16 protein-coding genes are annotated in these 20,525 nt (G+C 45.0%); 7 read left to right on the top strand and 9 right to left on the bottom strand.

Going from position 1 to position 20,525, the window contains the following annotated elements; genetic code table 11:
- Window positions 1-38 precede the first annotated feature (38 nt).
- Entirely contained in the window at window positions 39-1,670 is a 1,632-nt protein-coding gene (locus tag RAH45_RS03915) for an aminotransferase class I/II-fold pyridoxal phosphate-dependent enzyme (protein WP_193031737.1), read from the top strand.
- Between the two features lie 95 nt (window positions 1,671-1,765).
- Here RAH45_RS03915 and RAH45_RS03910 read toward each other — a convergent pair whose 3' ends face one another.
- Together RAH45_RS03910 and RAH45_RS03905 are read right to left on the bottom strand one after the other, a co-directional pair.
- The gene (locus tag RAH45_RS03910; RefSeq protein WP_102077809.1) at window positions 1,766-3,376 is read right to left on the bottom strand and encodes an inorganic phosphate transporter; all 1,611 of its coding nucleotides are present in this window, start codon (window positions 3,374-3,376) and stop codon (window positions 1,766-1,768) included.
- 679 nt (window positions 3,377-4,055) lie between these two features.
- On the bottom strand, window positions 4,056-5,738 hold the full coding sequence (locus RAH45_RS03905) for an ATPase (RefSeq protein WP_306495558.1): 1,683 nt from the start codon (window positions 5,736-5,738) through the stop codon (window positions 4,056-4,058).
- 282 nt (window positions 5,739-6,020) lie between these two features.
- On the opposite strand from RAH45_RS03905, the gene RAH45_RS03900 reads away from it, so the two are divergent.
- The 5 genes from RAH45_RS03900 (at window position 6,021) to RAH45_RS03880 (ending at window position 12,252) form a co-directional block, all read left to right on the top strand.
- Window positions 6,021-6,731, top strand: a complete 711-nt coding sequence (locus RAH45_RS03900; RefSeq protein ID WP_201588757.1) for an FFLEELY motif protein — start codon at window positions 6,021-6,023, stop codon at window positions 6,729-6,731.
- 400 nt (window positions 6,732-7,131) lie between these two features.
- Window positions 7,132-7,992 carry a bifunctional demethylmenaquinone methyltransferase/2-methoxy-6-polyprenyl-1,4-benzoquinol methylase UbiE gene (gene ubiE / locus RAH45_RS03895; protein WP_193031764.1) on the top strand — a complete coding sequence of 287 codons (861 nt, stop codon included), beginning with the start codon at window positions 7,132-7,134 and terminating at the stop codon, window positions 7,990-7,992.
- Window positions 7,993-8,190: 198 nt separating this feature from the next.
- Window positions 8,191-8,886 (top strand): ubiquinone biosynthesis accessory factor UbiJ, encoded by a 696-nt coding sequence (locus RAH45_RS03890; protein WP_306495556.1) that lies wholly within the window; start codon window positions 8,191-8,193, stop codon window positions 8,884-8,886.
- A gap of 90 nt (window positions 8,887-8,976) precedes the next feature.
- The gene (locus tag RAH45_RS03885) at window positions 8,977-10,635 is read left to right on the top strand and encodes an ABC1 kinase family protein (protein WP_306495554.1); all 1,659 of its coding nucleotides are present in this window, start codon (window positions 8,977-8,979) and stop codon (window positions 10,633-10,635) included.
- A gap of 180 nt (window positions 10,636-10,815) precedes the next feature.
- Window positions 10,816-12,252 carry an FAD-binding oxidoreductase gene (locus RAH45_RS03880; protein WP_306495553.1) on the top strand — a complete coding sequence of 479 codons (1,437 nt, stop codon included), beginning with the start codon at window positions 10,816-10,818 and terminating at the stop codon, window positions 12,250-12,252.
- A gap of 221 nt (window positions 12,253-12,473) precedes the next feature.
- Here the strand turns inward: RAH45_RS03880 and ruvB are convergent, their stop codons facing one another.
- The 5 genes from ruvB to RAH45_RS03855 form a co-directional block, all read right to left on the bottom strand.
- Window positions 12,474-13,454: a Holliday junction branch migration DNA helicase RuvB gene (ruvB, locus tag RAH45_RS03875; RefSeq protein WP_068404994.1), complete on the bottom strand. Its 981-nt coding sequence runs from the start codon at window positions 13,452-13,454 to the stop codon at window positions 12,474-12,476.
- A gap of 197 nt (window positions 13,455-13,651) precedes the next feature.
- The gene (ruvA, locus tag RAH45_RS03870) at window positions 13,652-14,272 is read right to left on the bottom strand and encodes a Holliday junction branch migration protein RuvA (RefSeq protein ID WP_068404947.1); all 621 of its coding nucleotides are present in this window, start codon (window positions 14,270-14,272) and stop codon (window positions 13,652-13,654) included.
- 104 nt (window positions 14,273-14,376) lie between these two features.
- On the bottom strand, window positions 14,377-15,414 hold the full coding sequence (gene fba / locus RAH45_RS03865) for a class II fructose-bisphosphate aldolase (RefSeq protein ID WP_198327873.1): 1,038 nt from the start codon (window positions 15,412-15,414) through the stop codon (window positions 14,377-14,379).
- A 467-nt stretch (window positions 15,415-15,881) separates the two neighbouring features.
- A complete protein-coding gene (locus RAH45_RS03860; protein WP_238060650.1) occupies window positions 15,882-16,268 on the bottom strand; it encodes a hypothetical protein in 387 nt (128 codons plus the stop codon).
- Between the two features lie 287 nt (window positions 16,269-16,555).
- Window positions 16,556-17,758: a phosphoglycerate kinase gene (locus tag RAH45_RS03855; RefSeq protein WP_306495552.1), complete on the bottom strand. Its 1,203-nt coding sequence runs from the start codon at window positions 17,756-17,758 to the stop codon at window positions 16,556-16,558.
- Between the two features lie 422 nt (window positions 17,759-18,180).
- Between RAH45_RS03855 and RAH45_RS03850 the strand changes: the two genes are divergently transcribed.
- Entirely contained in the window at window positions 18,181-18,510 is a 330-nt protein-coding gene (locus RAH45_RS03850; RefSeq protein ID WP_068406677.1) for a TraR/DksA family transcriptional regulator, read from the top strand.
- A gap of 47 nt (window positions 18,511-18,557) precedes the next feature.
- Here RAH45_RS03850 and RAH45_RS03845 read toward each other — a convergent pair whose 3' ends face one another.
- Complete coding sequence (locus RAH45_RS03845; protein WP_306495551.1) at window positions 18,558-19,226, bottom strand: thiamine phosphate synthase; 669 nt, start codon at window positions 19,224-19,226, stop codon at window positions 18,558-18,560.
- A 92-nt stretch (window positions 19,227-19,318) separates the two neighbouring features.
- Window positions 19,319-20,410 carry a serine hydrolase gene (locus tag RAH45_RS03840; protein WP_306495550.1) on the bottom strand — a complete coding sequence of 364 codons (1,092 nt, stop codon included), beginning with the start codon at window positions 20,408-20,410 and terminating at the stop codon, window positions 19,319-19,321.
- Window positions 20,411-20,525 lie beyond the last annotated feature (115 nt).

Here is a 20,525-nt window from a genome sequence, read left to right as displayed (position 1 = left end):
TAGGAATAGATTATCTTTAATAAAAGGCTCAAACAACAATGTCTGATAGCGAATTTTCCCAAACTTCTCAAAGTATGCAAGCCGAACGACTGGTACAGCTGCGCCGCGATAAAGGCATGACCGCCGAACAATTGGCGCAGGCGATGACGGCAGCAGGGGCCAAGGTGAGTCGCGGTGCGATTTCTAATTGGGAGCGCGGCACCAATGGTATCGTGTCATCGAAGCTGCCGACCCTAGCGCGTATCTTAGGCTGTAGCGAAGGCTATTTATTACGTGGCGATTTGCAAAACGACATGGATAGCGTTGCTAATTCAAATCAACCTATCAATTCTTATAATACAACCAATATTCATAATAAAAACGAAACCCCTGGGCAGCAAAGCGTAGCCCCTACTTCTACCGCAAATTTACAACCCAACCCGATAAGTGGTCACTCTATGAATCCAATTAAAAAATCCGATAAATTACAAAACGTTTGCTACGACATTCGTGGTCCGCTTTTGCAAACAGCCAATAAAATGGAAGCTGAAGGTAAGCGCATTTTAAAGCTAAATATTGGCAACCCTGCGCCGTTTGGCCTTGAAGCACCGCATGAGATTTTGCGCGATGTAGCGATGAACCTGCCAGAAGCGACAGGATACTCGGACTCGCAAGGGATTTTTGCGGCACGTAAAGCGGTCTTACAATATTATCAATCAAAAGGTCTGCTATCAGCTGTCGATGTGCGCGATGTATATTTGGGTAATGGTGTTTCTGAGCTGATTGTGATGACCATGCAAGCACTCATGAACGATGGCGATGAGGTGCTTGTGCCAATGCCCGACTACCCGCTTTGGACAGCCGCGGCCAACTTAGCAGGCGGTACAGCGGTACATTATCGCTGTAATGAAGACGACAATTGGCATCCTGATATCGAAGATATCAAGTCTAAAATTACGTCCAAAACCAAAGGCATTGTGGTGATCAACCCCAATAATCCAACGGGCGCGCTGTATAGTGATGAGGTGTTATTGCAAATTATCGAAGTCGCCAAAGAGCATGATTTAATCATCATGGCCGATGAGATTTATGACCGTATTCTTTATGATGACATGACGCATACGCCGATGAGCACCTTGACTGATGATGTACTGGTGCTGTCTTATAACGGCTTATCAAAGTCGCACCGCATCGCCGGTTTCCGTGCTGGTTGGATGATGGTGTCTGGTAAAAAAGACCACGCTGCCGACTTTATCGAGGGCTTAGATATGCTAGCGTCTATGCGTCTATGCTCAAACGTTCAAGGGCAATATGCCATTCAAACGGCAATGGGCGGCTATCAAAGTATGAAAGAGCTCACTTCAAAATCAGGACGGCTATCAAAGCAGCGCGAACTAGCCGTTTCACGTCTTAACGCAATAAAAGGCATTTCTTGTACCATGCCGCAAGGGGCGTTTTATTGCTTTCCAAAGATGAATCCTGAGGTTTATCCTATCAAAGACGATATGCAGTTTATGATGGATTTATTGATAGAAGAAAACGTTTTAATGGTACAAGGGACCGGCTTTAACTGGGATGCACCCGACCATTTCCGCTTGGTGTTTTTGCCCAATCTGCATGATTTAGAAGATGCGATGGACAGATTGGACCGCTTTTTTGCCAAAAAACGTAAGCAGTTTGGTACCGAGTAAACATTCAAACTTGTATAAAAAAACGCTTATCAGCAGCTGCCGATAAGCGTTTTTTATTTATTAATAGAAAACCATAATAAATAACGATAAAACTTTTATTTAAAAATATTACTTAATAACAGATAGCTGATAGCCGACATCGAAGCGGCCGCAGGCAGGGTAATTACCCATGCCAAACCGATAGGCTTCATCAGCGCCCAATTGGTATCACGATTGACGATGCCAATCCCCAATACCGCACCAACCAGCGTATGCGTACTCGATACGGGCAGACCCATGGTCGACGCGCCCATGACGACAGCAGCCGCAGCCAATTCCGCGGAAAAGCCTGAAGCTGGGTGCATTTTTGCTAGATTAGTACCAACGGTTTGAATAACTTCTTTACCGATAAACCAAAGACCAACGATGAGCGCCACACCAAAGGTCAACATCACCGCAGGCGGTACAGCCGCTTCAGTCGCTATACTATTGGTACGGATAACGTCCATAATCGCCGCAAAAGGACCGACAGCATTGGCGATATCGTTTGAGCCATGACTAAAGGCAAAGGCGGAAGCAGTAAAGACCTGCATCCAGCTAAACATAATAAACGTCGCTTTGGTCAAATCTTCTTTATGCTTGCCGCGGATACTTTTGGTATAAATAAAGGTCGCAAGCCACACCAGCGCCGCGATCATACCCATGATGAAAAAGCCTTGAATCGTCGTCATGTTACTGTTGACGTTTTTTAGGCCTTTGAACACCACCAAAGAGGTCATGACCGCGCCGCCTGCACCAGCGATGAGCGGTACCCACTGTTTGAGGGCTTTTAGGGTATCAAGGTTGCTACGTTCGTGCTCAATCTTATAAAGCTGTTTGTAATAATCGGTTTCTAAATCCTCGATGTCACAATCATCATCTTTATAGATTTCTTGATCGCGCAGCATCGCTGAGGTATACGCCAATTGCTCTGACTCGGTTAGACTTTCTAGATACTCTTTGTGGTTTTGCTTGACGGTTTTTTTATCGTCTTTTAGCGTCGCAATATGCGCTTCGGTTCTATCATTATATTCAATGATTTTTTTCTTAATTTGGCCGTATAACAGGTAAGAAAATACGCCGCCTAACACTGGTGAGATGACCCAAGAGATGGCAATTGTTCCAATCGTACCCCAATCGACGGTCGATAGTGCCATGTCGGTACCACCTAAAGAGATACCGAGTACAATAGAGCTACCAACGACGCCACCGATAATGGCATGCGTAGTCGAAACGGGCAAACCTTTTTTGGTGGCAAACAACAGCCAAAATGCCGCCGCGATAAGCGCTGAGAGCATGACATAAATAAACTGATTGGGCGAAACCGATAAACCATCTAAGTCAACGATGCCGCTGCGAATGGTATCGGTGACTTCACCGCCCGCCAGTACCGCGCCCGACACTTCAAATATCGCGGCGATACCCAAAGCTTGCGGAATCGTCAACGTCCCTGCTCCCACCGAAGTACCGAAGGAGTTGGCGACGTCATTACCGCCGATATTGAATGCCATAAACACACCAAAAGCCGTCGCTACGATAAATAGCGTCGTCTGCTGATGCATGGTGTAATCTAGACCCCACCATAAAAAGTAGGCGGTCATCGCAATCAGTAAAATGGCAAAAAATAGATTGATTCTCATAGAACCGACTGCTTTGGTTGGTCCTGTAGAACTGCTGCTAATACCCATACGTTGATACGTCCTGCGTAAGCTGATTGAAATTATAGGTGATTAATGACGTTGCGGCGCTAACGATGGCATTGTTTGCACCACCCAACATTATGATAGCGCGTCCGCAACGTGGTTTTGACTTACTATGTTGAATTTGTTTCTCGAAATACTGCTCTGAATGTACGAATTTGAAAATATGGTTATAAAAAATTGCTATCTACTGCGCTCTATATTGTCCTGATAGTTTTGCGTGCTTGTAAATATTCACGCGCAAGCTTGCCCACCTATCAGCGAAAAACCTAAGCCACAAAATGCCATAAAGCCGCAAGTAGTCTTGCCAAATCATCCGATTACAGCAGCTTGCGGCTTAGGTTTTATAGTGATAGCGTTGGTTATAAAAAATCTGTTGTTAATAATTAAAACATTTATAGGATAAATACCATCTCTGACTGTGCAGCTATTTTGTGAGCAGGCAGAAGTTATTACGCGCCTATTATATTAAATATAGACACAGATTGCATGATGATATTGCGAGATTTGTAACTTTGAATATATCACTCAAAAAAGCCGCCTATTTAGTAGAAAATTGTTGCTAATTTTTCCTAAGACTTCAAATAAGAAATAATACTAACCTTTAAACTCGTATAAAGCCTTTATCACTATTACTATTCAATACGAGCCATCACTTATCATCCATTTATTTAGTATCAGCAGTGATAGACAATGCCGCGGATAGCTGTTTAATAGCGTGGTCTAATACCTCTAGTCGCGCTTGACGCTTTTCATTAGTCGCGATGATTGCCCAAGGTGCATCCTTGGTATTGGTACGTGCCAACATATCAGCCGCCGATTGCACATAATCCACCCATTTATCACGATTACGCCAATCATCATCGGTCAGTTTAAACTGCTTATGCGGCGTCTCTTCGCGCGCCTTAAAGCGTTTGAGCTGCTCCTCTTTATCAATAGCGAGCCAATATTTGATAACTATCGTGCCAGCGGCGACCAAATCTGCTTCAAAACGATTGATTTCAGCATAAGCCCGCTGCCATTCTGCGTCAGTCGCAAAGCCCTCGATACGTTCGACCAATACGCGTCCATACCACGTACGATCAAAGATGGCGATACGGCTGATACGATCGATTTGCTCATTGGGCAGCTTGGTCCAAAAACGCCATAAATAAGGATGCTGCAATTCATATAGCATCGGTGCGCCAATATTATAAATCTGATATTCGCGCGGATCGAGTGGCGCAACCAGCCTTTTGATCGCGCCGCCTTTGCCAGCGGCGTCCATCCCTTCAAAGGCAAAGACCACGTGCCGACCCTGACGCGCCCGTAGCAATTTGGCAAGGTGTGCTTGCTTATCGGCAAGCGCTTTATGATAGTCAGATTTATCTATCTCGGTATCGTCAACCTCTATCAAAATTTTAGGGATTGCTACAAGCTCGAATTTTGCTGCTTCTTTTATATTCTGACTTTCTGCTTTACTACTTTCTGCTTTACCGCTTTCTGCTTTACTGCTTTCGAGCGCGGTTTGCATCGCTTGCAATACTTCATGACAAAAATGAGTGGCAGCCTCTGATTTATCATCACCATTGATAATAATCCAGTCATTCTGCTGGCGTAATAGCGCGGTTGCTACCTTATTAAAAGTATCGACGACCTGTTTACTTTTCCAATCGATTTGATATAAAAACTCTGGATCAGCTTCATCGTCATTTAGCCGCGCCTGCAAGGTTTCGATATCGACATGAAACCAGCATTTAAGCAGTTTGGTTTGGTTAGCAGCAAGATCTTGTTCAAAGGCTTGTAGTTTGGTGAGTTCTTGCTTTAAATAGTCTTGCCATTGGCCAATAGGCAAGGCGTTATTTTTCAGCGTCTTATTATTCTTATCTTCACTTTTTTTCACCTTATCGTCATCATCTAGGGTCGCCATGCGCATGACGTTATAGAGTAAGTCGGCATACCAGTTGCCAAAATACACCATCACATCGCCATGACGTGGCAGCGCTTTGGTATGCGCTTGCCAAATCGGCTGATGCTCTAAGGGACAATCTCCGATAGTCGCCTCAACCTTGAGTAAGCGCGGGTCAACCCATTGCCGCAGCTGGGTGACTGCTGTGCCCTTGCCCGCTTGCTCCATGCCGTTGACCAGCACCAAGAGCCCAGTTGGTTTATTGGTAGTCGGCGGTGTTTGCTGCCGCGTGGCGCGTAGGGCAAACTGAGCGGTGACTAACGCCAAGCGCAATGTATCTTTGTCCATAGCAAAGATATTTAACGGATTGGGCGTCAAACGCTGCTCGACGACTTGCTTACTAAACTGGTCACTTACCGCTTCTGGCGCTTGGCTTTCAGTCGATTTATTTTTTTTGCTCATGTCCATACTCGCTTTATTATTAGATAATTTTTATATAGGTCTTATTTATGGTTTTTATTAGCTGTCTTATTTATATAGTGAATCATAGCATTGCGTAAAACCAGTAAATAACCCTGCTATGTAACAGTTTGGCATTTGTATTCTGTGGTATTTTCTTTTAAGGTGAACAAAATCTTGCGCGCATGCTTTAATAGCTGCCCACAAAGATAAGAATTTAGTATCATTTCCACTCTTTTATTAGCAATTTTATTGCCATTTTTACTTTTTATAGGATTACCTGCCATGTCTGCGTTAGCCAATTTACAACAGCACTTAAACCGTTTTTGGGCGCTGCCACACCATAAAGATGCTGCCTTAAATACCAAGCTCAAAGAAGTGCAAGCATGGCAACAGGCACGTATTAAGCATACCCATAGCGCGCTGTTTGAACAACCAAAAAACAAACCGATGGCAGAGTATTTTTTAACCCAGCTATACGGTGGTGATGAATTTAAAGTATTGGCAGAGCAGTTAGATCGTATCTTACCCAAAGCCAAAAAACTTGAACGCCTTGCTAAAGAAGCTTCTTTAGAAGCGGGCAGCATGGGCATTCAAGCGTCTATCTTGGCCATTGAGCTGGATTTACATTTGGCCGAGTGGTTGGTTGCGCAAGATTTAGCAGTCAATGAAGAAAATATGCTTGCCGCTTACCGCGCAGTCGATGAGGCCAATGAGCGCCGCGTGCAGATTAATAATTTAAAAGAGGTTTGCTACCGTACTGATAAAGATTTGAATTCATTTATGCTCAAAAAAGCCTTTGGTCTCGCAAAAGGCACGGCTTATCGCCATAACTTCCAGCCGCTTTACGACTTTATCGATTCAGGCTTTAAAGCGATGAAACCGCTAAAAAGTGTCAGCAGCTTTATTGAACCGTTTTGTGAGCGCGAGCTTGAGATTATTGACGAAGTTCATGACACCGATAATGGCGGTAAGCCAGCAGCGTTTGGTGTATGATAGGGTCAATAATGCCCGTGGCTAACTGACCGTTATAGTGCTTAAATAGGGTTTAAACCGTATGCAATCGGTGTTTAAACCTTATGCAAACAACGCTTAAATACGCCATCATAAAAACAAATAATAGGATAATCGTATGACTGATAACTCAAATAACAACCCTAGCCAAGCCGATCAATCCCATACTGATAACCCTACTTCTCATGGTCATCTGCAAGATAAATTGGTTAAAGACAGTATTGCTCATAATCAAAGCATCACCGCGCAAGTAAAAGCGCGTCAAAACCAAAGCGCTAGTACGACGCTGAATGCCAATGCTGCAGCCGATAGCAGCGATAATAACGACTTCACCCAAGTGCAAGACTTACCAACCGGAACCCCACAAGGTCAACAAACGACTATGCCAAACACCATAAATAACAGCGCCAATCCTACTGCTACGCACGCACAAACGGCCAAACAAACGCTATTTAACCAACGTGATGACATCAATAATCCACATACGCCTGATACCGATGGTAATGAGCAAACGCATTTTGGCTATAAAACGGTCAATAAAGCAGAAAAACAAGCGCGCGTTGCCGATGTTTTCACCTCAGTTGCCAAAAAATACGACATTATGAATGACTTAATGTCGTTTGGTATTCATCGCCTGTGGAAACGTTATGCGATTAGCTTGTCAGGTGTACGCGCCGGCCAGCAGGTGCTCGACATCGCTGGCGGTACGGGTGATTTGGCCAAAGTATTTAGCCGTGAAGTGGGTCGCAACGGCCATGTGGTATTATCAGATATCAATGCAGCGATGCTAGAAGTTGGCCGCGAACGCCTCATCAATGCCGGCTGTAATAACGTTGATTTCGTCTTAGCAAACGCTGAAACTTTGGCGCCATTTGATGATGAAAGCTTTGATTTGGTGACTATCAGCTTTGGTCTGCGTAACGTCACAGACAAGGATGCAGCGCTAAAATCTATGTATCGCGTCCTCAAGCCAGGCGGTCGTTTATTGATTTTAGAATTCTCAAAACCTGTGTTTGAGCCATTATCTAAAGCTTATGATTTGTATTCATTTACGGCGTTGCCGATTATGGGTAAGTTGGTTGCCAATGACTCTGAGAGCTATCAATACTTAGCAGAATCAATTCGTATGCACCCTGATCAGCAAACACTTAAGCAGATGATGCAGCAAGCAGGCTTTGAGAATTGTGATTATCATAACTTGACCGCTGGTATCGTTGCGGTGCATCGCGGCTTTAAAGCTTAGTTTTAAAAAATCACAGTTTTAGAAAAGCACAGTTTTAGAAAAAGAATAGCTTTAGCGCTTTTCAAAAGCTGCTTAGATAAACACGCTTTTTATAATACAAAAACGTCTGTCGTTGAGCAGGCGTTTACATCGTTATAACAGCCAATATTGAAATATGCGCCGCGCTTATGGCGCTCAACCAAACATTGTGAGGGCCTTATGCTGACTGTGTTACTTTTGGCAGGTGCCGAAAAGTTTATTAATATCGCCATTGCCAGCGATGAGATTACTAAAGCTGGGCTAGCGCCGCTTGCGGGCAAAGTGCTGCGTCTCAATATGGGCATGCCTGAGATTAATCTAGACGTTTTATTTACCGAAGATCGTTTGCGCTTTGAGCCCGTCATGACAGAAGGCGTGTTTGAACCAAGCGGCAGTATGAATGAGCGCCAACAGGCCAGCCTAGAGCGTTCGCGACTTGGCCATAGTCGACCAGACTGTATCATTACCGTTGATAATCCTGCGCAGCTGCTGAATCTTATGCGCGGCACAGAAGGCAACTTACCGATTGCTGGTGATTACAAAGTGCTGATGCAACTTAAGCAGCTGGTTGCAGGGTTTGATCCTGATATCGCCGGCCAGCTTGAGCCGTTTATTGGGAAACCGATGGCCAGTCAACTTCATTTGCTGATATCACAACTAAAAGGCAGCTGGCGTCATAATGCCAAACGCGCCTTTAACGATGTCAGCGACTGGGCCAATGACGTAGCTGGCAATGCCGCTCCTGACCCGATGGAAGCCGCCGAAGTCAATGATCTAAAGCAGCAGTTATTAAAGCTGCGTGCGGATATCGAACGTGAAGAAGCCAAGCTTGCCGCTATCAAAGATGAGCAAGCACGTTTAACCAATCATAGATAATAATAAATAGAGTCTATGACGACCTAAACGCTAACTATGCGCCATCATAGACTCTGCCCTATTTTCGACTTTTTAGAGTAACCCTATCTCATGCTACTATCCCATCGCGCCCGCTTGCTTGAACTTTGGCGTATTGCCGCCGCTTATCGCATTGATACCCACCTTTCTGTCGAAGAAGCGCCGCAATTGCAACCTTTGGCGCGTTTAATCCGTTTACACCCGGCGGCTTGGGGTAAAAAACATCAGCCCAATGCCATCAAGTATGCGCTTGAGGATATGGGTACGCTGTTTTTAAAACTGGGACAACTGCTCTCGACGCGCCGCGATTTGGTGCCGCCTGAGATTATCGAGCAATTGGTGCAGTTGCAAGACAAGGTCAAGCCTTTCGACTCTGACGTTGCTATTGCCCAGATCCAAGATACCAGATATGGTTTGGGTCAATCTATCGCTACGCTATTTGCCCGCTTTGATTTTAAACCATTAGCAGCGGCTTCTATCGCTCAAGTACATACGGCCGCTTTGCATGATGGCCGTGAGGTAGTAGTGAAAGTGGTTCGCCCTGATATTCGCACCACTATCGTTGCTGACTTTGAACTACTGCGTGAGCTTGCTAATTGGGCATCGGCGCGTATCGAAGCGGCGCGCGCGATTCACATTGTTGATATTGTCGAAGACTATCGCCAAGTGATGCTTAATGAATTAGATTTAACCTTGGAAGCGGACAATACCACGCAGATGCGCAATAACTTCTTAGGTTCAGCACTGATGTATGTGCCTGAAGTCTATGACGCTGCCAAAAACGTCATGGTCATGGAGCGTATTCAAGGCGTTCCTATCTCACAAGTTGAGGTGTTTGATAAGCTTGGTTATGACCGTGCGACACTAGCAGAAAAAGGCTTAACGATATTTTTTACCCAAGTATTTCGCGATAACTTTTTTCATGCCGATATGCATCCGGGTAATGTCTTTGTAGAAACGCCGCCGGTTAAAATACTCACGACAGATATGACAGCGGTCAATTTGGGTCATGAGCCACGCTATATCGGGCTTGATTGTGCCATTATGGGTACGCTATCAAAAGACGATCAGCTTATCGTCGCGCGCATGCTGTTGGCGGTGATGAATAATAACTTTACGGCGATGGTTGATATCGTCAGCCGTGCTGGGTGGATACCGCCCAATACCGATAAGCATGCGCTCATGCGCGATATGAAACGCACTGTCGGTCCGATGCTGCAAAAATCCATTAACGATATCGACTTTGCTGGTGTCTTGATGCAAATTCTGGATATCGCGCGACGCCATCATATGAGTATCCCGCCTCAATTGATGCTGCTGCTGAAAACCTTGGTGCATGTCGAGGGACTTGGTCGCGATTTATATCCTGAGCTGGATATTTGGTCGCTTGCTAAGCCCATTTTAAGCGGCTGGATCAAAGAGCAGCTCGACCCGATGCGTAATCTGCAACACTTACGCCAGCAGTTGCCAGAGATTTTATTATCAACGACGGATATTCCTAAGCTGCTAGACCAAGGTCTACAAAGCCTTGCCTCACAAGGTTCGCGCCAAGACAGTCAACTGCGCGAGATCCAACAAATACGCGCTGATATGCTCAATGATCGACGCCGTGATTGGCTAGCGCTATCAGGTTTTGCAGTATTTATTGCTATCGCCACACAAGTCGGTTGGTTTGCGCCTATCTTTTATCTATTAGCCATTATCGTCGTTATTTGGCGGGTTTTAGCTTAGACTATTAATTTTTAACGAAAAAGTATCCGTTAATTACTATCAAAATATCTCACTTGAATAAGCTCTAATGCATTTTAATTGCCCTTTAACGACAATTAAAATGCATTAGAGCTTAACTTTTTATCTTATTTAGCATGTCGTTTACCCAGTAAATATACGTCTTATATGGAGAATTTACCTATGTCGACCATATCATCTATATCGCCTTCCAAATCTCATGATTTAATTAAATCAGACCATAGTGACGCTATTGCCGCTTTGCAAACACGCTTTGGCAAACAACTTAGCACCAATACCACTGTACGTGAACAGCATGGTCATACCATGACCTGGCTTACTAACCAGCCACCCGACGCGGTATTGACCGTGCAGGATAAACACGAGGTTGCTGCTGCGGTTGAGATTTGCAATCAGCATCAGATGCCAGTCATCGCCTTTGGTATTGGCTCATCCTTAGAAGGTCAATTAAATGCGCCCTATGGCGGGCTATGTATTGATATGCATGGCATGGATGCGATATTACAGGTTAATAATGAAGATTTGACGGTAACGGTACAACCTGGGGTCACGCGCGAGCAGCTCAATCATTATTTACGTGATACTGGACTATTTTTTCCAATAGACCCCGGTGCCAATGCCAGTATCGGCGGTATGGTCGCGACCCGTGCTTCAGGCACCAATGCCGTCCGCTATGGCACCATGAAAGATGTGGTACTCGCCCTTGAAGTGGTGACCGCCAGTGGAGACATTGTGCGCACTGGTACTCGCGCCAAAAAGTCGGCCGCTGGTTATGACTTGACGCGCTTAATGATAGGCTCTGAGGGGACACTTGGCATTGTAACCGAGATTACGCTTAAACTATTTGGTATTAGTGAGTGTATTGGTAGTGGTATTTGTCATTTCCCAACGATTGAGGATGCCTGTCAGGCGGTGATGTTGACGATTCAAATGTGCTTGCCAATTGCCCGTATCGAGCTGCTCGATGCGATGCAAATCAAAGCTTGTAACCAATATGCCAATTTGAATTTAACAGAAACGCCTACGCTATTTGTAGAATTCCATGGCACAGAAGCCAGCGTCGCCGAGCAAGCGCAAATCTTTACCGATATCATCGAAGAGTTCGGCGGTACAGATTTTGCTTGGGATACCAACGAAGCCGAGCGTAAACGTCTGTGGCAAGCGCGCCATAACGCCTATCATGCCAGCTCTGCCTTACGACCTGAAGCCAGCGCCTTATCGACTGATGCCTGCGTGCCCATTTCACGCTTGGCAGAATGCGTCAGCGCTACGGCAAAAGACATCGAAGCATCGGGTATGATTGGACCTATCGTCGGTCACGTCGGCGACGGTAATTTTCATGTTTTATTATTGGTCGATACCAATAACCCTGAAGAGGTTGCCACCGCCGATGGTATCATCAGCCGCCTTGCCAGCCGTGCGATTGAGATGGATGGCACCTGTACCGGTGAGCACGGTATTGGACAAGGCAAACAAAAATATATGCAGCAAGAGCACGGCAATGCTTTAGTGTTGATGCAAGCCATTAAGTCAGCCCTTGACCCTAAAAACATTTTAAATCCAGGGAAGATATGGCCTGAAGCTTTACCTAAAGCTTAATTTAAAAAACTGCAGTATGAAAAAGCGTTTACCTTTAATCTCACAATTAAAGGTAAACGCTTTTATAGTTTTAATATGGTTCATTTATTTTGAAATAAATGCGTGGCTGCAGGTATGAGTTTTTCAAAGCCTCTGGAATGCAAAGCACATAGCAAGCGAAGAAAATTGATACCCGCACCATGCTATTAAAGACACGCTTCGTGCGTTTCGAACTGACTATCCTACAACATCTGGTCAATCGCCATCTGCGTCAATACCCGACCACGCGCCGTACGCAGCACATAACCTTGTTGTATTAAATATGGTTCAATCACATCCTCAAGCGTACCGCGATCTTCGGCCATCGCTGCTGCTATTGCTTCAACGCCTGCAGGACCACCATCAAAACGCTCGTGTAATATCTCTATATAGCGTCTGTCCAAATGGTCGAGACCTCGTCTATCTACGGCAAGCATATCAAGCGCACTACCCGCTATCGCGCCATTGATACTGCCATCTCCTCTGACTTGGGCATAATCACGCACACGGCGTAATAGCCGATTGGCAATCCTTGGCGTACCGCGCGAACGGCGCGCAATCTCTACTGCGCCATCTTCGCTCATCGGTACCCGCATCAAACGCGCCGCACGGCTAACAATCGTTGTCAGATCAGCGATATTATAAAACTCTAAGCGCTGCACGATGCCAAAACGATCTCGCAATGGCGAAGTCAGCAGCCCTGCGCGTGTGGTTGCTGCCACCAAAGTAAACGGCGGTAAATCAAGCTTGATAGAACGTGCCGCTGGACCTTCGCCAATCATAATATCAAGCTGAAAATCTTCCATTGCTGGATAAAGAATTTCTTCAATGACCGGACTTAGACGATGAATCTCATCGATAAAGAGCACATCGCCCGCTTCTAAATTGGTCAGCATGGCGGCCAAATCACCAGCACGCTCAAGTACAGGCCCTGAGGTAGAACGCAGATTGCCACCCATTTCACGGGCAATAATATTAGCAAGTGTGGTTTTACCAAGCCCCGGCGGACCAAAAATCAAAGTATGATCTAATGCCTCGTCGCGACCACGTGCCGCGCCAATAAACACTTCCATCTGTTCACGCACCACCGGCTGACCGATATATTCAGCCAATAATGCCGGTCGAATATTAGAGTCAGGCGCATCACCTGCCCCTTCTAACGGATTAATCAAACGATCTTGCATCATAGGTTTTATCATTTTATTAAAATCATTATTTTTAAAAGACTAAATCATAAACAGCATAACCAAACGCTGCGCATAAGTCATGCAAAACATCATAAAGCAGGTAGTCAATAAAACACAGCCTAAAACGAAAATAAGCGACAATCAATGTCGCTTATCTGTTTAAAATTTAACATAATTACTTATAGTTTAAATAATTAAAAGCCAGAGAGCTGTTGCAGAGTGGCTTTTAACAAGCTTTGCGTATCGGCAAAGGTATCGCCGTTACTTTTCGCTGCTTTAATCGCTTGCTGCGCTTCTCGTTCTTTATAACCCAAGCTAATCAGCGCGCCCTCGACCTCAGCGATGATACTGCCTTCAGCAGACATAGGCGCAGGCTGAAGCGCAAATTCTAAACTGCTATTATCAACCTCGATATTTTTCAGCTTATCTTTTAGCTCAATCAATAAACGCTGTGCGGTCTTTTTACCAATACCCGGAATACGCGTTAATGCCGTCTCAGACTCTTGCTCGACGTGCATTTTTAGCTCAGCCGCTGACATCGCAGACAGCATCGCCAGCGCCATTTTTGCCCCAACGCCATTGATTTTAATCAATTGGCGAAAAACATCGCGCTCTTTACGATCGATAAAACCAAAAAGCAGCTGCGCATCTTCACGCACGTGAAAATGCGTCCAAATGCTCGCCTGCTCATTAAGACGCAACTGGCAAAATGACGGCAGCGGCAGCTCTATATCGTAGCCTACGCCAGAGGCAGTCATGACACAGGCAGTCGGCGCCATCAAATATTGCACCTGCCCCGTAATCAATCCAATCATTAATCCACCACCTTTTATAAGATTTAATATAAAAACTGCTTATAGCATTTGCGCTAAAAATAAGCGGCTGTTATGGCTCAATGAGCATGCTTTGCTAACCACGCTTATTTATAAAAATCGACCATACCTTCGAGGCTGATAGGACGAATTTTATGCGCCTGACCCGCTGAGCCAAAGGCTTCAAAACGATTGGTACAGATATCTGACATCGCAACCATAGAGGCTTTGAAATATTTACGTGGATCAAATTCGCTAGGGTTTTCTGCCAAGAATTTACGGATAGCGCCCGTTGATGCCAAACGTAAATCGGTATCGATATTGACTTTGCGGACGCCGTGCTTAATCGCTTCAACGATTTGTTCAACCGGTACACCATAGGTTTCACCGATATCACCGCCGTTTTCATTAATAACTTTTAGCCATTCTTGCGGTACTGACGACGAACCATGCATCACCAAATGGGTATGCGGGATACGCGCATGAATCTCTTTGACGCGCTCAATCGATAAGATATCGCCTGTCGGTGGGCGGGTAAATTTATACGCGCCATGACTGGTACCAATGGCAATGGCTAATGCATCGACATTAGTATCTTTAACAAACTGCTCGGCTTCATCAGCACTGGTCAATAGTTGCTCGTGATCCAATACGCCTTCTGCGCCTGAGCCGTCTTCTTCGCCTGCCATGCCGGTCTCAAGGCTACCTAAGCAACCGATTTCACCTTCGACAGACACGCCGCACGCGTGGGCCATTTTCACCACTTCGCGGGTCACGCTGGCATTATAATCATAATCCATTGGCGTTTTTCCGTCTTCACCGAGCGAGCCGTCCATCATCACCGATGAAAAACCAAGCTGAATTGAGCGCTGGCAAATCGCAGGTGACATACCATGGTCTTGATGCATCACCACCGGAATATGCGGCCATTCTTCAATCGCAGCAATAATTAGATGACGTAAAAATGCTGACCCTGCATAACTACGCGCGCCCGCACTGGCTTGCACGATAACAGGTGAATCACAAGCGTCGGCCGCCATCATAATGGCACGCATCTGCTCTAAGTTATTGACGTTAAAGGCAGGGACACCATAGCTGTGCTCAGCGGCATGATCCAAAAGTTGACGTAAAGATATTAAGGCCATAAAACGCTCTCTGATTAGATTTTAAAATAAATACTTGTAACGATTTGGTGATTACAAGTGTTCTATCCTCGCTGCAAGGTAGTTAAATCGACAAGCAGCACTATAGAACAGTTGGGAAAATGCAGGATTTTTACTAGCAATTATCACGCGCAGATTATAGCAAATTTTGCCCACGCTTCGTAGCGGTTGAGCGACTATTTATTAGGCACATATTATTAAGCTAGATTAAGCTTGCGGTTTTATTGAGTATACCGATTGTATTAAGGTTACAGCTTTGGTTTAATTGATGAATGATGCTATTGCATACTTTACTTTTAACAATGCATAAAACGCAAAAAGCCTTGGTCATCACCAAAGCTTTTTAGTATTTCGAGGCTTATAAGACCGCTATTGATTATAGCGCTATGCATGCAAGTCAATTATTAAAATCAAATAACTTGAATGAATCATAACTGATTAGCAATCAATTAGTACTGTTGTTCTGCTTCTACTGCGTTTTCACTGGCTTTCTCTTCAACAGCAGAGGCACCATCAGCAACCACGCCAGCAGTAGCGGAAACGGCTTCATTTGCGCCAACTACAACTGCTTCACCAGTATTTTCTATCGCGTCAGTCGCAGCAGCCCCAGCTGTTTCAGCGCCTTCAGCAACTTCTGCGCCGGCGTTTTGGGCAGCAACTTCAGCGTCAGCAGCAGCGGCTTCGGTTTCAGCAGCGGCAACTTCTGTGTTAGCAGCAGCATCATCACCCGCAGACTCAGCAGCAGCTTCCGTTTTATCTTGTGTTTCTTGGCTACATGCAGTAATTGCAAAGGTACCAGCAAGGACACTAGCAAGTAACAAATGACGTTTTAACATAATAAACCTCTCGTAAATAAAGCATGCCAAATACATGATTTTCGCTATTTTATAGAGTACAAATTGGGCATGCAATCATAATTTTCAGTATGGAAACAAATAATTACTACTTAATAATAAGCTGTGACCTTTCACGCTCACTTTTATCCTGCAGCTCTCATATAGACAGGCCAAACAGCAATAGAACCAAACACGGTGGTCACTTTATTATTTTTATAGCCTACCCCAGATACTCATAATAAGTTGTACGTCTAATGTTACTTAATTGATAAATGACGATAAAACGATTACTCGCTGATTTGTAAGGCGGCAACCGCAGGTAATACTTTACCTTCTACGAATTCTAAGAACGCGCCGCCACCCGTCGACATATAACTTACACCGTCAGCTACTTGATATTTATCAATTGCCGCTAACGTGTCACCGCCGCCCGCAATCGAGAACCCTTGGCTATCTTTAACCGCGTTTGCCACAATTTGCGTACCTTGTCCAAAAGCATCGACTTCAAATACGCCGACCGGTCCATTCCATAAAATGGTTTTTGCCTTGATGATAGCAGCCGCTAATTGCTCGGCACTCTCTGGCGCGATGTCTAAAATCATGTCATTATCGCCGATGGTATCGACCGACTTGATAGTCGCCGCCGCTTTTTGTAATGAGCCGTTAAAGTCCGCAAAATCAATCTCATTTTTATCGGCCACGACCACATACTCTGGCAATAAAATCTCAGTCTTACTCATAATATCACGAGCGGTATCGACCAGTTCCGCCTCATATAATGATGCTCCAACGCTATGACCTTGCGCTGCCAAAAAAGTATTGGCAATACCGCCGCCAACGATAATTTGCGAGCAGACTTCAGCTAAGCTATGCAGTACTTCAAGCTTGGTCGAGACTTTTGAGCCACCAACGATTGCCAGCATCGGTTGGGCTGGCGTTTCAAGCGCAATACTTAAGGCATCAAGCTCAGCGGCCAATAAAGGTCCAGCGCAAGCGACTTTGCCCGCTTGACGCATGGCTTGAGTTACGCCTTCGGTTGACGCTTGCGCGCGGTGCGCCGTGCCAAAAGCATCCATGACAAACACATCGCACAAATCCGCATATTTTTGCGCCAACGCTGTGTCGTTTTTCTTCTCGCCGTTATTAAAGCGCACGTTTTCTAGCAGCACGACTTCGCCTGCCTTGATTGCCACGCCTTGAGTTAGATAGTCTTTATTTAAGCTGACTGGCGCAGCTAGCTTATCGCTTAAATAATCAGCAACTGGCGCAAGCGAGTAGATGGCCTCAGGACTGCCTTCTGTCGGACGACCAAGGTGTGAGCAAACAATCACCGCCGCGCCTTTTTCTAACGCCATTTTGATGGTAGGCAAACTGGCTTGCAGGCGCGCATCGCTTGCGACTTTGCCATCTTTGATAGGCACATTTAAGTCTTCACGAATCAATACCACCTTATCCGCTAAGCTCAGCTCACTCATACGCAAAAAATTCATTACCTGCTCCTATGCATCATCTATGGTTAATCTACAATATGGCTGTTTGCTAACTGCAAAACGTTTTTACGAAACAGTCATCTTAAAACGTATATTATGGGTCATTCTCGCACTTGGTGTTATAGAACTGTCCCAGCAAGAATTTCAGCGGTGTATTCTAGCAGTTTTTAGTCTTCTCTTATAAAGAACTGTGATAAATTTTGCGCTATAGATTATCAATTCATATAAATGCCAAATTTCAATAGTAATCATATGCACTAAGAACAGTAACATTTCGTGGTGGTACTTCATCATTAGGCTGTTTATGATAAAAGAGTGTTTATGATAAGCACCGCTCATTATAAGAAAGCAGCTTATTATAAAACCTATGATGATAATGAATAATAAACCTAACAATAAAAACAATTTCTTAGGAGAAAATTATGAGTATTGATATTGAAACTGCCAAACAAGACCTGCTAAACCTAAAGGAAGAATATGAAACTCGCATTGATAAAATCGAAGACCATATTCAAAACCCGCAAGACGACCTCAATGAACATTGGGAAGATCAGGCCATCTCATACCGTCAAAACGACATGCGCGCAAGCTTGATGGATGAAGCACGTCAAAGCCTTATCTACGTCGAAAACGCGCTAAGCCGTATTGAAAACGGTACCTACGGTGAATGTGAAGTGTGCGGCAAACAAATTGAAGAGCAACGCTTGAAAGCGCTGCCATATGCCACGTTGTGTATGGAACATGCAGAATAATTTTTAATGTCTATTTTAAATACGTTTCACTTGAAATAACTTTCTAATCAAGCAGGCGTTTGCCATCTGCTAAGCGCCTGCTGCCATTGCTGACAACGCGCGGCAATTTTCTGTACAGGCAAATCCATAATATCGCCAACGACCGCCACATAGGTAATTGGCAAACCCGCCAGCTCGATTATATTTTCCGCCGTCAACCCCCCTATCACGCAGATATCAATCCCCTGTTGACAACCTTCGATGAGCTGCTGGCGAGATATCACATGGGCATTAGGTTTGGTATTTGAAGCAAAAACTGCGCCCATCGCCGCATAGCTTGCGCCGTCTTCTTTGGCTTGTTTGACCAGCGCTACATCGCCGTGACAAGTTCGCCCAATAATTTGTTCGGCTGTAAGATAACGTTTGGCATCATCGATAGCGCCATCTTGTTGACCTAAATGCACCCCGATGCCAAGTTTTTTGGCAAGTGCAACATCATCGTTCATTACAACTGCAACGTCATGAGCTTTGGCCAAGCTGACTATCTGCCGCGCTTCTTCATAGAGTTCTGCTTTGCCATTGACCGCTTGTAAGGTTTTTTTACGGCGAATTTGCAATAATGCTACCAGCCCTGTTGCTAATGCTGCTTCTAGTTTTGCATATAAAACCACAAATTCATCATCATTGGTAAGTAAATATAGTTTGGGCGCGGGCGTCATAGCCGATACTTGGAACATATGATTTTTCCTTAAATGGGCTTAAATTTGACCCAATAAAAAGGCTGTTATATTACATAACAGCCTTGTACATCAATATTAAAATAACACGCTTATACGGTACGGCGAGTCGCCAAACTGTTTAAGATATTTTTAGCATCACCCCAACGCGTCGCTGAACTGTTTGCGCCCAAAATCACGATAATCGCTGGACGGTTATTAACGCGGGTTTCCATCACCACGCAGCGCCCTGCTTCATTGATAAAGCCAGTTTTTGAGATACCGATTGGGTAGCTACCATCACGCACTAAGCTGCTGGTATTGTTAGCTTTATAGGTACGGTTGCCGCTTGAGTAGTTAGAGACAAAAAAGTCATAGCTTTTGGTGGTCGAAAAACGACGAATGACATCGTAGTTGCCAGCTGCACGTACCATTTTAACGAGATCATTTGATGAAGCGACGTTACGCTTATCAAGACCCGTTGGGTCACCGAAGTAAGCGGTGGTCATGCCCAAGTCTTGAGCTTTACGGTTCATAGCGCGTATAAAGGCACTATAACCACCTGGATAGTTACGCGCCAGACTCTTTGCGGCTGGGTTTTCTGACTTCATCAAGGCCATGAGTAGCATTTCGGCACGGTTGAGACGATCTCCTACTTTTAGACGAGAGCTTGCGCGTTTGGGGCCGACGAAGTCTTCTGCGTCTAAGATAATCTCTTCACGCATATCCAGACCGGCATCTAGTACCACCATCGCGGTCATGACCTTGGTGATACTGGCCATTGGACGGGCAATATCCGCGTCTTTTTCGTAGATAGATTCGCCGGTTTCAGCATCGATGACCACAACACTGCGCGAATCGGTACTGATCGGAATCATACTACCGCTGTTAAAACCACCACGATAAGCGGTGTTATAGCTGTTGGTATTATTGAAGCTATTATTGCTGCTACCAAAACTGTGTGCATTAGTAATATTGGTGGCGCCGTAGCCATTGTCTACTTTTTTAATCGCCGAGCTATTACTGCTGTTGTACATGATTTTACGCGCTTCAGATAAGCTATCGGCACCGCCCCAGCTCACACGAGCACTAGACTCAGAGCCAGAACTACCATTAATGGTAAGCGCCGCTTGTGCAACACTGCCCAAACTCAATGAAATCAGAGCAGCGATTAATTGCTGTTTGGTTAATGGTAGTTGCTTCATTATGCCTCCTGCAGCCGCGCTGCCATTAGTTAGAAAATTAGTTACATACTAACTAACACCAACAACGTACGTAGCGTTTGTGGTTGTGTTTGTAGATACTCGCATAGAGTTTTTG

The sequence above is a fragment of the Psychrobacter sp. van23A genome (genome assembly GCF_030845275.1).
Lineage (GTDB): Bacteria > Pseudomonadota > Gammaproteobacteria > Pseudomonadales > Moraxellaceae > Psychrobacter > Psychrobacter faecalis.
Note: the sequence above shows the minus strand (reverse complement) of the source record. Positions and strands in the feature narration are given on the sequence as shown.

Excerpts from the sequence above, each read along its gene's own strand:
- RAH45_RS03915 (WP_193031737.1), top strand. The coding sequence starts at position 39 with ATGTCTGATAGCGAATTTTCCCAAACTTCTCAAAGTATGCAAGCCGAA.
- RAH45_RS03910 (WP_102077809.1), bottom strand. The coding sequence starts at position 3,376 with ATGGGTATTAGCAGCAGTTCTACAGGACCAACCAAAGCAGTCGGTTCT.
- RAH45_RS03905 (WP_306495558.1), bottom strand. The coding sequence starts at position 5,738 with ATGAGCAAAAAAAATAAATCGACTGAAAGCCAAGCGCCAGAAGCGGTA.
- RAH45_RS03900 (WP_201588757.1), top strand. The coding sequence starts at position 6,021 with ATGTCTGCGTTAGCCAATTTACAACAGCACTTAAACCGTTTTTGGGCG.
- ubiE (WP_193031764.1), top strand. The coding sequence starts at position 7,132 with ATGCCAAACACCATAAATAACAGCGCCAATCCTACTGCTACGCACGCA.
- RAH45_RS03890 (WP_306495556.1), top strand. The coding sequence starts at position 8,191 with ATGCTGACTGTGTTACTTTTGGCAGGTGCCGAAAAGTTTATTAATATC.
- RAH45_RS03885 (WP_306495554.1), top strand. The coding sequence starts at position 8,977 with ATGCTACTATCCCATCGCGCCCGCTTGCTTGAACTTTGGCGTATTGCC.
- RAH45_RS03880 (WP_306495553.1), top strand. The coding sequence starts at position 10,816 with ATGTCGACCATATCATCTATATCGCCTTCCAAATCTCATGATTTAATT.
- ruvB (WP_068404994.1), bottom strand. The coding sequence starts at position 13,454 with ATGCAAGATCGTTTGATTAATCCGTTAGAAGGGGCAGGTGATGCGCCT.
- ruvA (WP_068404947.1), bottom strand. The coding sequence starts at position 14,272 with ATGATTGGATTGATTACGGGGCAGGTGCAATATTTGATGGCGCCGACT.
- fba (WP_198327873.1), bottom strand. The coding sequence starts at position 15,414 with ATGGCCTTAATATCTTTACGTCAACTTTTGGATCATGCCGCTGAGCAC.
- RAH45_RS03860 (WP_238060650.1), bottom strand. The coding sequence starts at position 16,268 with ATGTTAAAACGTCATTTGTTACTTGCTAGTGTCCTTGCTGGTACCTTT.
- RAH45_RS03855 (WP_306495552.1), bottom strand. The coding sequence starts at position 17,758 with ATGAATTTTTTGCGTATGAGTGAGCTGAGCTTAGCGGATAAGGTGGTA.
- RAH45_RS03850 (WP_068406677.1), top strand. The coding sequence starts at position 18,181 with ATGAGTATTGATATTGAAACTGCCAAACAAGACCTGCTAAACCTAAAG.
- RAH45_RS03845 (WP_306495551.1), bottom strand. The coding sequence starts at position 19,226 with ATGTTCCAAGTATCGGCTATGACGCCCGCGCCCAAACTATATTTACTT.
- RAH45_RS03840 (WP_306495550.1), bottom strand. The coding sequence starts at position 20,410 with ATGAAGCAACTACCATTAACCAAACAGCAATTAATCGCTGCTCTGATT.